Source organism: Paracoccus sp. NSM (genome assembly GCF_052379855.1).
Classification (GTDB): domain Bacteria; phylum Pseudomonadota; class Alphaproteobacteria; order Rhodobacterales; family Rhodobacteraceae; genus Paracoccus.
Genome location: NZ_JBQTCG010000005.1, coordinates 132459 through 144755 on the forward strand (window position 1 = coordinate 132459; position 12297 = coordinate 144755).

Annotated in this window: 12 protein-coding genes; 8 read left to right on the plus strand and 4 right to left on the minus strand. The window is 67.6% G+C overall.

Translation table 11 applies throughout. The features are described 5' to 3' along the window. The first annotated feature begins 52 nt into the window (after window positions 1-52). A complete protein-coding gene (locus tag ACTZWU_RS10345) occupies window positions 53-760 on the plus strand; it encodes a rhomboid family intramembrane serine protease (protein ID WP_444737280.1) in 708 nt (235 codons plus the stop codon). On the opposite strand, the gene murJ is transcribed toward ACTZWU_RS10345, so the two are convergent. From murJ to ACTZWU_RS10360, 3 genes are read right to left on the minus strand one after another with little or no spacing between them, the layout of a single operon-like run. After that, the gene (gene murJ / locus ACTZWU_RS10350; RefSeq protein WP_444737281.1) at window positions 757-2280 is read right to left on the minus strand and encodes a murein biosynthesis integral membrane protein MurJ; all 1524 of its coding nucleotides are present in this window, start codon (window positions 2278-2280) and stop codon (window positions 757-759) included. The genes ACTZWU_RS10345 and murJ overlap by 4 nt on opposite strands. Window positions 2281-2284: 4 nt before the next feature. Then, the gene (locus ACTZWU_RS10355) at window positions 2285-5041 is read right to left on the minus strand and encodes a [protein-PII] uridylyltransferase (protein WP_444737282.1); all 2757 of its coding nucleotides are present in this window, start codon (window positions 5039-5041) and stop codon (window positions 2285-2287) included. Window positions 5042-5063: 22 nt separating this feature from the next. Next, on the minus strand, window positions 5064-6272 hold the full coding sequence (locus tag ACTZWU_RS10360) for a penicillin-binding protein activator (protein ID WP_444737283.1): 1209 nt from the start codon (window positions 6270-6272) through the stop codon (window positions 5064-5066). Between the two features lie 118 nt (window positions 6273-6390). Between ACTZWU_RS10360 and rsmI the strand changes: the two genes are divergently transcribed. The 3 genes from rsmI (at window position 6391) to gshB (ending at window position 8756) form a co-directional block, all read left to right on the plus strand. Next, window positions 6391-7323: a 16S rRNA (cytidine(1402)-2'-O)-methyltransferase gene (gene rsmI, locus ACTZWU_RS10365; RefSeq protein WP_444737364.1), complete on the plus strand. Its 933-nt coding sequence runs from the start codon at window positions 6391-6393 to the stop codon at window positions 7321-7323. Beyond that, on the plus strand, window positions 7313-7729 hold the full coding sequence (locus ACTZWU_RS10370; protein WP_444737284.1) for a YraN family protein: 417 nt from the start codon (window positions 7313-7315) through the stop codon (window positions 7727-7729). The genes rsmI and ACTZWU_RS10370 overlap by 11 nt, the downstream gene beginning before the upstream one ends. Before the next feature lie 67 nt (window positions 7730-7796). Then, window positions 7797-8756 (plus strand): glutathione synthase, encoded by a 960-nt coding sequence (gshB, locus tag ACTZWU_RS10375; RefSeq protein WP_444737285.1) that lies wholly within the window; start codon window positions 7797-7799, stop codon window positions 8754-8756. 8 nt (window positions 8757-8764) lie between these two features. Here the strand turns inward: gshB and ACTZWU_RS10380 are convergent, their stop codons facing one another. After that, window positions 8765-9415 carry a ceramidase domain-containing protein gene (locus ACTZWU_RS10380; protein WP_444737286.1) on the minus strand — a complete coding sequence of 217 codons (651 nt, stop codon included), beginning with the start codon at window positions 9413-9415 and terminating at the stop codon, window positions 8765-8767. Window positions 9416-9540: 125 nt separating this feature from the next. Here ACTZWU_RS10380 and gatC point away from each other — a divergent pair, with 125 nt between their 5' ends. The 4 genes from gatC to ACTZWU_RS10400 are packed head-to-tail and all read left to right on the plus strand — an operon-like array spanning window position 9541 to window position 12269. Continuing rightward, window positions 9541-9828, plus strand: coding sequence for an Asp-tRNA(Asn)/Glu-tRNA(Gln) amidotransferase subunit GatC (gatC, locus tag ACTZWU_RS10385; protein WP_304615303.1), 288 nt, complete (start codon window positions 9541-9543; stop codon window positions 9826-9828). After that, on the plus strand, window positions 9825-11309 hold the full coding sequence (gatA, locus tag ACTZWU_RS10390; RefSeq protein ID WP_444737287.1) for an Asp-tRNA(Asn)/Glu-tRNA(Gln) amidotransferase subunit GatA: 1485 nt from the start codon (window positions 9825-9827) through the stop codon (window positions 11307-11309). Before gatC ends, gatA begins: the two co-directional genes overlap by 4 nt. A gap of 28 nt (window positions 11310-11337) precedes the next feature. Further along, window positions 11338-11547 carry a hypothetical protein gene (locus tag ACTZWU_RS10395; protein ID WP_444737369.1) on the plus strand — a complete coding sequence of 70 codons (210 nt, stop codon included), beginning with the start codon at window positions 11338-11340 and terminating at the stop codon, window positions 11545-11547. Continuing rightward, window positions 11544-12269, plus strand: coding sequence for an N-acetylmuramoyl-L-alanine amidase (locus tag ACTZWU_RS10400; RefSeq protein WP_444737365.1), 726 nt, complete (start codon window positions 11544-11546; stop codon window positions 12267-12269). Before ACTZWU_RS10395 ends, ACTZWU_RS10400 begins: the two co-directional genes overlap by 4 nt. Window positions 12270-12297 lie beyond the last annotated feature (28 nt).

Sequence of the window (12297 nt, forward strand, 5' to 3'; positions counted from 1 at the left end):
GCCCCGTGGCTTAGCGGTTGCCCGACCCGTTCGCAACCGGCAAGGAGCCCCAATGCGCGACCCCTCGATGCTGACGCAATCGCCTCTGAACCCGCTGCCGCCGGTGATCTGGCTTCTGGCTCTGCCCATCGTCGCGCTGGAGGCGGTCTTTGCCCTTGGTGCCTGGGGCGTGATCGGTGGCGCGCAGGGGGTGGGGCTGCGGTTGAACAGCATCGGATACGCAGCATTTCGGCCAGAACTGGCGCAGCGTATGTGGGAACTGGGCGTCGTCGATACCGGGCAGCTTTACCGCGCGCTCAGCTTCAGCTTCGTGCATGGCTCGTTGACGCATGCGCTGTTCGTGGTGGTCTTCACGCTGGCGCTTGGCAACATGGTCGCGCAGAACTTCCGCCCCTGGGCGGTGCTGGCGCTGTTCTTCGGCTCGGCCATCGGCGGCGCGCTGATCCATGCGGCGATCCTGCCCATGATCGGTGCGCGCAACGCGCCTCTGATCGGAGGCTATCCGGCGGTTTACGGGCTGGTCGGCGCCTTCACCTTCCTGCTGTGGACGCGGCTTGCGGCCGAGAATGCGAACCGGATGCGGGCCTTCCTGCTGATCGGGATGCTGCTGCTGTTCCAGCTGGTCTTCGGGCTGGTCTATGGCGCGCAGGGTCACGGCTGGATCGCGGAAATCGCGGGCTTCGGCGTCGGTTTCCTGCTGTCCTTCCTGCTGGTCGATGGCGGACTGAAACGCGCGCTGGCGCAGATCCGCCAGCGTTAACCGCGTTTCAGGGCGGCTTTCAGCTCGGACGGCCGGTAGCCGCCGATCACGAAGGCCAGCGCGAAGTAAAGCGCCGCGCCCCCGAAGACCATGATCGCCAGCGCGGGGATGCGCGGCCAGTCGGCCAGCCCCTCGCGCATGCCCCAAAGCGCCAGCGCCATCAGCGCCGAACAGGCCAGAAGCCGGGGCAGGGCGCGGCGCAGGCGGGGATCGACGCGCACCGCCTCGCCCATCCTGCGGCTGCCCCACCAGAGCTGCGCCGCCATGACCCAGGCCGCCAGCGTCGTGGCCAGGGCCGCCGCCAGAAAGCCGATCACCGGCATCAGCCCGAAGGCCACGACCGCGTTCACGATCATCGAATGGACTGCATATCGGAAGGGCGTGCGCGTATCCTCGCGCGCGAAGTAAAGCGGTTGCAGGATCTTTTGCAGCACGAAGGCCGGCAGGCCAAGCGCATAGACCAGCAGCGCTGCCGCCGTCTGCTGCGTGTCGAATGCGGTGAACGCGCCGCGTTCGTAAAGCGTGCTGACCATCGGCTCGGCGATCACCGCGATGGCAAAGGCGGCGGGCAGGGTCAGGAACAGGCCGAACTCGGTCGCGCGGTTAAAGGCCGATTGCCCGCCCGCCGCGTCGCCTGCCTCGAGCCGCCGCGCCAGTTCGGGCAGCAGCACCACCGCCACCGCCGCGCCGACGATGCCAAGCGGCAGTTGGTAAAGCCGGTCGGAATAGTTTAGCCACGAGATCGCGCCCTCGTAGCGCGAGGCGACCTGACGGCCCACCAGCAGGTTGATCTGCACCACGCCCCCCGCAAGAATGGCGGGCATGGCCACGCGGACCAGCCGTCGCATCTCGGGCGTCAGGCGGGGCAGGCGGGGTGCAAAGCGCCAGCCGTGCCGGCGCGCATCCCACCAGACAAGGCCGAGCTGCGCGATGCCGGTCAGGGGCGTGGCCCAGGCCAGCGTCAGGCCGATATCCCAGCCCATCACCCGCGCCAGCGCCATTGCGGCCAGGAACAGCAGGTTCAGCAGCACCGGCGCGGCGGCGGCTGCGGTAAAGCGGCCATTGGCGTTCAGCACCCCCGAGATCATCGCCGCAAGCGAGATCAGCAGAATATAGGGGAACATGATCCGCCCGTATTCGACCGCCAGATCGAAACGCGCATCGCCCTGAAACCCTGCCGCCATCAGCCAGACAAGCCCCGGCATCGCGATCATGCCAATGGCGGTCAGGACCAGCGTGCAGAAGAACAGCCCGTTGAAGGCGTCACGCGCGAAGCCCTCGGCCTCCTCTCGGTCACCCAGCTTCTTCGAGAACATCGGCACGAAGGCCGTGTTGAAGGCCCCTTCGGCGAAAAAGCGGCGGAACATGTTGGGCAAAGCCAGCGCCACGAAGAACGCGTCAGAGACCGCGCCGCTGCCCAGCCAGCGCGCCATCAGAATGTCGCGGGCAAAGCCCGTCAGCCGCGACAGGAAGGTCCAGCTTCCCACGGCGAGGAAGCCGCGCACCAGTCCGGTTCTCATGGTCTTATGCCTCTGCCCGTTTGGCCCCGTCGGCAATGGCCGCGCGCAGCTTCTTTTCCAGCCCGTCGCGCTTGGCGGCGCTGTGCAGCTTCAGCCCGAACATGTCCTTGACGTAGAAACTGTCCACCACCTGCGCGCCGAATGTGGCGATGACCGCGCTGACGATCTGGATGTGGTTCGCCGCCAGCGTCCGGGTCAGGTCGTAAAGCAGGCCGGGACGGTCGCGGGTATCGACCTCGATGATCGTGTAGATGTCGCTGCCCTCGTTGTCGAAGGTGATATGCGTCGGAAAGCGGAACTCGCGGTTGCGCTTTTTCGGCTTGTCGCGGGTGGCGAAAGCCTCGCGGGCGACGATTTCCCCGGCAAGGGTGCGCAGGATGGTCTGGCGCAGGCGGGGCAGCCGATCCTCGGCAAAGGGGTGGCCTTCGGCATCCTGCACCCAGAAGACCGCCGTCGCATAGCCGTCGCGCGTCGTGTAGGTGCGCGCATCGACCACGTTCGCGCCCATCAGCGTCAGCGCGCCCGCCAGCCGCGAGAAGATCCCTGGATGGTCGGCCAGAACAAAGGCCGCCTGCGTCGCGTCCCGGTCGGGATCGGCGCGCATCTCGATGCGGATCTCCTCGGGGGTGATCTGGTGCAGCATCTGGGCAAAGCTGGCCTGCGTGCGTGTGGTCAGGCCCGGCCAGTAGCTGTCGTAATGGCGCCCCAGCTCGGCCCGGATGTCGCGCGCATCCCAGCCCTTGGCGACCAGCATATGGCGCAGGCTGCGCTTGGCCTCGGCCTGGCGGCGGTCGCGGTTCAGCTCCTCCAGCCCGTTTTCCAGTGCGGCAGCGGTTTCCTGATGCAGCTTGCGCAAGAGCGCGGCCTTCCAGTTGTTCCAGGTGCCGGGGCCGACGCCGCGGATGTCGCAGACCGTCAGGACCAGCAGCAGGTCCAGCCGCTTGCGCGTCTTCACGGCCTTGGCGAAGTCGCGCAGGGTGCGCGGGTCCGCGATGTCGCGTTTCTGCGCCACGTCCGACATCAGCAGGTGATGGCGCACCAGCCATTCGACCGTATCCACGTCATCCTGCGCGAAACCGAACCGCGCCGCGATCCGCCGGGCGATCCGCGCGCCCAGGATCGAGTGATCCTCGGGCCGGCCCTTGCCGATATCGTGCAGCAGCGTCGCCAGATAGAGGACGCGGCGGTTGATGCCGCCCGCCTGCATGATCTCGGAGGACAGCGGCAGGTCCGAGGGGTGTTCGCCCCGTTCGATCGCCGCCAGCGCCGCGACGCACTGGATCGAATGCTCGTCCACCGTGTAGTGGTGATAATGGTTGAACTGCATCATCGCCACGACCGGCTCGAATTCCGGGATGAAGGCGGCCAGCACGCCCAGTTCGTTCATCCGCCGCAGCGCGCGTTCGGGATTGCCGTGCTTGAGCAGCAGGTCCATGAAGATGCGCGTGGCCTCGGGGTCGGATTGCACCTTTTCGTCGATCAGGTGCAGGTTCGCCGCCACCAGCCGCATCGCGTCGGGATGGATCAGGATGCCGGTGCGCAAGGCCTCTTCGAACAGGCGCAGGATGTTCAGCGGATCGGCAAGGAATTGCGCCTCGTTGTCGTAGGACAGCCGCCCCTGCTGGTCAGCAAACCCCGCCCGCATCTTGCGCCTGCGCCGGAACAGCCGCCCGAGGATCGGCGCGGTCCGCACATGGCGCGTCTCAAGCTCGGTCAGGAAGACCCGGGTCAACTCGCCCACGCGGGTGGCGTGGCGGAAGTAATCCTGCATGAAGAACTCGACCGCGCGCCTTGCCGGGCCGTCGGCATAGCCCATGCGGCGCGCGACCTCGACCTGCATGTCGAAGGACAGGACATCGACCGGCCGCCCCGCGATCAGGTGCAGGTGGCTGCGCACGGCCCAGAGGAAATCCTCAGCCTGCCAGAAGGCCAGATGCTCGTCGCGGGTGAAGACGCCCAGATCGACCAGCTCGACCGCCCGGTCAACGCGGTGGATGTATTTCGCGATCCAGTAGAGGGTCTGAAGGTCGCGCAGGCCGCCCTTACCCTCTTTGACATTGGGTTCCAGCACATAGCGCTGCCCGCCCTGCCGCGCATGGCGCGAGGCGCGTTCGTCCAGCTTGGCCTCGATGAATTCGGGGATGGTGCGCTCGAACAATTCCGACCACAGCCGGTCGCGCAGCGTCAGCGCCAGCGGCGCATGGCCCGTGACCAGCCGCTTTTCCACCAGCGAGGTGCGGATCGTCATGTCCGCCTCGCCCAGACGCAGGCAATCGTCGATGCTGCGGATCGAATGGCCGATCTTCAGCTTTAGGTCCCACATCATGTAGAGCATCGATTCGACGACGCTTTCGGCCCAGGCGGTGATCTTCCAGGGCGTCAGGAACAGCAGATCCACATCGGATGCGGGCGCCATCTCGGCCCGGCCGTATCCGCCCACCGCCAGCACCGCCAGCCGCTCGGTATCCGAGGACGCGTTCAGCGGATGCAGCCATTCCGTCGCCACATGATGCACGGCGATGACCGTGCTGTCGGTGACCGAGGCGATGGCGCGCACCATCTCGCGGGCGGCGCGGGGGTTGCGGGCGAAATCCGCCTCGATCCCGGCCAGGGCGCCGGCGCGCGCCTCGGCGATCAGTGCGACGCTCAGGGCGCGGATCCGGCGCGGTTCGCTCTGGCCCTCCAGCGCCGCGTCGAGCGCGGCGCGCAGGTCCAGCGGATCGGGCAGCGCGTCCGGCGCGGCCTGCGGGGTGACGTTCATGCGGGGCGGGCCCTGCGCGGTGTCACGACCCCAGCCCGCGCGCATTGCGCGGCGCCGGGTCGATCACCACAAGCTGCCCGTTGCGGATCGTGGCGACCGCAAGCCCGCGTTCTGCCGTGCCGTCGCGGTTCAGCCGGAACAGCCCGCCCACGCCGGAAAAGCCCGACCGCTGCGTCAGACCGGTCGTCGTCAGCGCATTGCGCCGCCCCGACCGCGCCAGCGAGGCGATGGCCGCGGTGCCGTCATAGGCCAGGAAGGCCAGCGGATGAGGGGCCTCGCCATGGGCCTGGCGATAGCGGGCCTCGAACTGCGCCATGAGCGAGGGATCGGGAATGGCGAACCAGCCCTCGGCCAGTTGCGGCATGGACAGGCGGTCGGCGGGTTGGTCCCACCGCGTCAGGCCCATGAGCTGCGTGGCCTGCGAGCTGACGCCCGCCTGCGCCAGGCTTTCCGTCAGATAGGGCAGCACGGCCTGGTTGTTGGCCGTCATGAAGATCGCGTCCACCTGCCCCGAGCGGGCGGCCGAGACGATGCCCGGCGCGGCGCCGTCGATCCCCGTGACCGAGACCGGATGATCGATCCGCCCCGCAAGCCGCGCGCCCTTGCGGGCGATGGCCTGTTCGATGGCGCGGGCGCCCAACTGGCCCGCCACGTCGTCCTCGGCCACCAGCAGCACGTTGCGCTTGCCCTGCGACAGCCCGTGCGAGACCAGCCGGTCGGCCACATTCTCGAAGCTGTTGCCCAGGATGAAGACATTGCCCCCCGCGACCTGCGTGTTGTTCGAGAAGGACAGCACATTGATGTTGCGCGGCAGCATGGCGCGCCCGACCGCATTGGCGGATTCCGCGAAAAGCGGGCCAAGGATGATCTGCGCGCCCGCATCGGCCGCTGCATTGGCCTGGGCCACGGCGGTGTCGGGGGTGGTGCCGCTGTCATAGACGCGCAGGTCGATCGCCGCGCCTTGCGCGTCGGCCGCCGCCATCCGTCCCGAATTGCGCAGGCTGCGCGCCAGCCAGTCCAGATCGGCCGAGCCAGAGCCCCCCGGAACCAGCAGCGCGACGCGCACGGGTTCGCCTGCGGTGATCACCTGCCCGGTCTCGGGGCCGCTGGCCTGACCCAGCCCGCCCACGGGCTCGCATGCCGCAAGAAACAGGCCCGAGATGATGGCGGCGCCCCGGATGAAAAGGCTGCGAAGACCGCTTGTGGTCCCGCTTGTCGCGGATGCAAACATGTGAAAGTCCCCTGTTGATCGCGCATGAACGGCTTTGCGGCAAACTAGGCGCTTGGCCCAGCCTTGGCAATCGGCCCGCCGCAAGAAGGAAAACCCCATGACCGAACCGACCGACCGCATGGACCAAAACCGCCCCGCCCGCCTTGCCGCCCATATCGAAGCCGCGCGGCTGGATCCCGGCCTCTATCTGGTGGCGACGCCGATCGGGGCGGCGCGCGACATCACGCTGCGGGCGCTGGATGTGCTGAATTCGGCTGATCTTCTGGCCGCCGAGGATACGCGGACGCTGCGGCACCTGATGGACATCCACGGCGTCCCGCTGCGGGGGCGCAGGGTCCTGTCCTATCACGACCATAATGGCGAGCGCGCGCGACCCGCTCTGCTGGCCGCACTGGCCGAAGGGGCCAGCATCGCCTATGCGTCGGATGCGGGCACGCCCCTTGTCGCCGACCCAGGTTATCGTCTGGCGCTGGATGCCGCGCAGGCGGGCCACCGGGTCCATGCGCTGCCCGGCCCCTCGGCCGCACTTGCGGCGCTCAGCCTCTCTGGCCTGCCAAGCGACCGGTTCCTCTTTCTGGGCTTTCCGCCCCCGACCGAGGCCGCCCGCCGCGCCTGGCTGGAACAATGGATCTGGACCGACGCCACGCTGATCTTCTTCGAAAGCCCAAGGCGCATTAACCGAATGTTGGGTGATCTCTGCGAGATTGACCCGAATCGAAATACAGTGGTTGCGCGGGAACTGACGAAGAAATTCGAGGAAATCATCCGGGGAAGCGCCGCCGAACTGGCGGCTGATCCGCGGATGGCGTCCCTGAAGGGCGAGATTGTCGTGCTTCTGGATCGGGCGGCACCGCCTGCGCCGGGGGCAGAGCAGGTGGATACCCGGCTGCGCGACCTGATGGCGCGCCTGTCGGTCAAGGACGCCGCGAAACAGGCGGCCGAGGAATTCGGGCTGCCACGACGTGAGCTTTACCAGCGCGCGCTGGATTTGGGGCGCGATCAGGACGGGCGGGCGGACCGGCCCGAGACAGGAGAAACGGATGGGACTTGAGAATTTCGTCGGCCGGATCGAAGCCCAGCCGGTTCCCCGGGTCCGCCGCGAACGTGGTCGTGTCGCGGCCCTGTCCGGTCTTATGGCCGAGGATGCCGTTCAGCGTCTTTACCTGTCGCGGGGCGCAACGCTGCTTGCCAGCCGTTGGCGCGGCCTATCCGGCGAGATCGACCTGATCTTCCAGGACGGCGACGATATCGTTTTTGTCGAGGTCAAGAGCGCGGCCACCCATGCCATCGCCGCCGAGCGTCTGCAGCGTGCGCAGATGCGCCGGATCTGTCAGGCGGCCTTGGAGTATTGTGATCGGGCTGGCTATGACGGGCTCTCTTCGATGCGCTTCGACCTTGCCTTGGTCGACCGGACCGGACGCGTCGACCTTATGCTGAACGCGTTTGGAGAAAACTGAAGCGGCGGGCTTGTCTTGTGGCATTCGACGGGCGACAAGAACCCCCGTGATTGAAAAGGGGGCCGAGATGAGCCTGTTTGTCGCCTTGCAGATGGACCCGGTCGAGAATGTCTCGATCACCGCAGACAGCACATTCCGCATCGGCATCGAGGCGCAGGAACGCGGCCACAGGCTGTTTCACTACACCGTCGATCAGCTACGTTACGACGAAGGGCGCGTCATCGCGCGCGGCCGGCCTGTCACACTGCGCCGGCAGCAGGGCGATCACGTCGCGTTCGGCGAATGGCAACAGCTTGATCTGGCCGAGGCCGATGTCGTCTGGCTGCGGCAGGATCCGCCCTTCGACATGGCCTATGTGACCTCGACGCATCTTCTGGACCGGATCGCGGCGACGACGCTGGTGGTGAACGATCCGTTCTGGGTCAGGAACTCGCCCGAAAAGCTGATGGTCCTCGACTTTCCCGACCTGACCCCGCCGACGCTGATCGCCCGCGACCTGGAGGCGATCCGCGCCTTTCGCCAACGCCACGGCGATATCGTGGTGAAGCCGCTCTATGGCAATGGCGGTGCGGGTGTGTTCCATCTGCGACCCGACGACCCGAACCTGTCCTCGCTGGTCGAGATGTTCTCGGGCATCAACCGCGAGCCTGTCATCGCGCAGAAATTCCTGCCCGCCGTCACGCTTGGCGACAAGCGCATCATCCTGGTGGATGGCGAAGTCGTCGGCGCGATCAACCGCGTGCCGCAGGCCGGCGAGGCGCGGTCGAACATGCATGTCGGCGGACGCGCCGAGAAAGTCGGCCTGACTGACCGCGAGCGCGAGATCTGCGCCCGCCTCGGGCCGGTTCTGCGGGAGAAGGGCTTGATCTTCACCGGGATCGACGTGATCGACGGCTGGCTCACCGAGATCAACGTGACCTCGCCCACAGGCATCCAGGAGCTTGAGCGGTTCGACGGCATCAACGCCGCCGAGGCCATCTGGCAGGCCATCGAGCGGCGCATCGACGCAAGGCGCGCGGCAGGCTGAGGGCGCCCTTAACGCCCCTTCAGCATAAAGCGCCGCCAGACCTCGATCATCCAGCCTAGCATCACCGCGTTCAGGATGTGCCACATGAAATGCGTGCCGAAGGGCAGCAGGGCGCAACTTGGCTCGTCCAGCGTTCGGAAGGTCAGCGAGGCGATCAGGATGCCCGCACCGATCGCCAGCCCGCGCGCCGTGTCGGGCAGTCTGTTGCGCAACAGCGCCGCATAGATCAGGATCAGCAGCGGCACCGGCGCATAGGCCGCCGATGATCCGAGCCCCGGTACCATCTGAAACAGCGGCACCGTCAGCGCCGCATAGGGAATGAACCCTGCCGTCACCAGACCTGCCTGCCACGTGCGCAGCCCGAAATAATCGCGTGTCGCCGCGAAGACGTAGATCAGGATGAAAGCCACGATGGGCAGCACATCCATCAGCCCGGTCAGCTGGTTCGCATGGGTGTGAAACAGCCACGACCCGATCCCGATGATGAACAGGTTGGCCGCCAGCACCCGCCCTGTCGTCATGCCCGGCCCCGAAAGGCGTCTCCAGACGAGGATCGCCGCGATCATGAAGGCGAGGTTCGTCAGCGCGTTGATCGGCTCGGACCAGTAATCGGGGCCGGTCCGTTCGCAATAGGCATCGACGGGCGCAAGCCAGTTCATCGGGGGCTCCTGTTCGGTTGCCTTTGCACCCTAGCCATCGCATGGCCGGGCCGCAATCTCGGGCATGGCCCCGCTTGCGGCAGGCCCGGCGGGATAGTAGACCCGCGCCAACGAAAGGAAACGTCATGTCGATCACCGAGGATCAGGCCCGCAAGGTCGCGCATCTGGCGCGCATCGCGGTCGATGATGCCGCCCTGCCGGCGCTGGCGCGCGAACTTGGCAGCATCCTGCATTTCATGGAACAGCTGAACGAAGTCGATGTCGAGGGCGTCGAGCCGATGACCGGCGTCACGCCCATGCGTCTGAAACGGCGCGAGGATCAGGTGACCTCTGGCGGCATGGCCGACCGGATCCTGTCGAACGCGCCCGACGCGCGCGAGGGCTTCTTTGCCGTGCCGAAGGTGGTGGAATGACGAATCCGAACAGCCTGACTATTGCCGACGCGCGCGACGCGCTGCGCAAGGGCGACCTGACCTCGATGGAACTGACCGAGGCCTGCCTGACCGCCATCGACGGCGCGGGCGCGCTGAACGCCTTTGTCCACCACACCCCCGACATGGCCCGCGACATGGCCCGTGCCGCCGATCAGCGCATCAAGGCGGGTAATGCCGCGCCGATGACCGGCATCCCGGTCGGCGTCAAGGACGTCTTCTGCGTCAAGGGCGTGCCCAGCCAGGCGGGCAGCCGCATCCTTGAGGGCTTTACGCCGGAATACGAATCGACCGTCACGCGGAACCTGTGGGATGCGGGTGCGGTCATGCTGGGCAAGCTGAACCAGGACGAGTTCGCGATGGGCTCGACCAACGAATCCAGCTGCTACGGTCCCGCCGTGAACCCCTGGCGCGGCCCTGACGGGGCGCAGCTGACGCCGGGCGGCAGCTCGGGCGGCTCGGCGGCAGCCGTCGCGGCGGATCTCTGCCTTGGCGCGACCGGCACCGATACGGGCGGCTCGATCCGCCAGCCTGCGGCTTTCACCGGCACGGTCGGGCTGAAGCCGACCTATGGCCGCGTCAGCCGGTGGGGCGTGATCGCCTATGCGTCCAGCCTGGACCAGGCCGGGCCGATGACGCGCACCGTGCGCGACGCTGCGATCATGCTGGGCGCGATGGCCTCGGCCGATCCGCAGGACAGCACCTGCGCCGATCTGCCCGTCCCTGATTTCGAGGCCGCCCTGACCGGCGACATCCGCGGCAAGCGCATCGGCATCCCGCGTGAATATCGCGTGGACGGCATGCCCGACGCCATCGACGCCCTCTGGCGCCAGGGCGCCGAGATGCTGCGCGACGCAGGCGCCGAGATCGTCGATATCAGCCTGCCGCACACGAGATACGCGCTGCCCGCCTATTACGTGATCGCCCCGGCCGAGGCTTCGTCGAACCTCGCCCGTTATGACGGCGTCCGCTACGGCCACCGCGCCAGGCTGGGCCAGGGCGACGGCATCATCGAGATGTATGAAAAGACCCGGGCCGAGGGCTTTGGCCCCGAAGTGCAGCGCCGCATCATGATCGGCACCTATGTGCTGTCGGCGGGCTTCTACGACGCCTATTACAACCGCGCCCGCCGGGTGCGCGCGCTGATCAAGCGCGATTTCGACCAGGCCTTCGCATCGGGGATCGACTCGATCCTGGCGCCTGCGACGCCTTCGGCGGCCTTCCCGCTCGGCTCGGTGGACAAGGGCGATCCGGTGCAGATGTATCTCAACGACGTCTTCACCGTGACGCTGAACCTCGCGGGCCTGCCGGGCATCGCGGTGCCGGTGGGTCAGGACGCGCAGGGCCTGCCGCTTGGTCTGCAACTCTTCGGGCGGCCCTTCGAAGAGGGCGACCTGCTGAACCAGGCGCAGGTGCTGGAACGCGCGGCGGGCTTTGTGGCCAAGGCCGATCGCTGGTGGTAGGCTGCCCCGATCAAGGACAGGAGAAGCGATGCGCGCTTTCGTGATGATGACGATCCTGGCCTTGGCCGGATGCAGCGAACATGCGGGCTGGAACCCGAATTATCCGGCCTCGGCCAGTCCCTACGGGCAGTATCGCACCGAGCGGGAGGCTGCCCTGACCACAGGCGCGCAGACCCCCGCCGTGATCCCGCTGGCGCGGCCGGTCCACGCGCCCCAGTTGCAGGCGACCAAGCCCTGACCGGGCGGGACTGGCCCAGTCCGAATCACGGCGACCGTCGCGGCCAGCGCCCCGAACTGGTCGTCCTGCACTATACGGGCATGACGGATGCGGCCTCGGCCCGCGCACGGCTCTGCGATCCTGCGGCCGAGGTCAGCGCTCATTGGCTGATCGACGAGAACGGCCGGACCGAACAGCTGGTCTGCGAGACGCGCCGCGCCTGGCATGCCGGGCAGGGGACGTGGCACGGCCGTGACGACGTGAATTCCCGCAGCATCGGAATCGAGATCGTCAATCCCGGAGACTGCCCCTTCACATCCACCCAGATGAAGGCGCTCGAAACGCTGCTGGCGCAGATCATGGCCCGTTGGCAGATCCGACCCGAAGCCGTGATCGCCCATTCCGACCTCGCACCGGGCCGCAAGACCGATCCCGGCCCGCGTTTCGACTGGGAATCGCTGGCCCGCCAGGGCCTTGCCACCTTTGCCCGGCCCCAGCCCGAGGACCCCGATCCGCCCCTCGGCCCCAGCCTCGACCGCCTCGGCTACCCGCAGGCCGAGGCCGCGATCCGCCTTGCGGCCTTCCGCCTGCGCCACAGCCCCTGGGCTACGGGCCCCGAATCCCGCGGCGACCGGCAGCTGGCAGCCCGCCTCGCCGCTTCTTCTTCATCCAAATATCCCGGGGGAGTCGCGCGCCAGCGCGACGGGGGCAGCGCCCCCTCCGACCCCTCTGCGCGGGCCTGACGCCTGCGCCCTTGACCCGCCCGGCGGC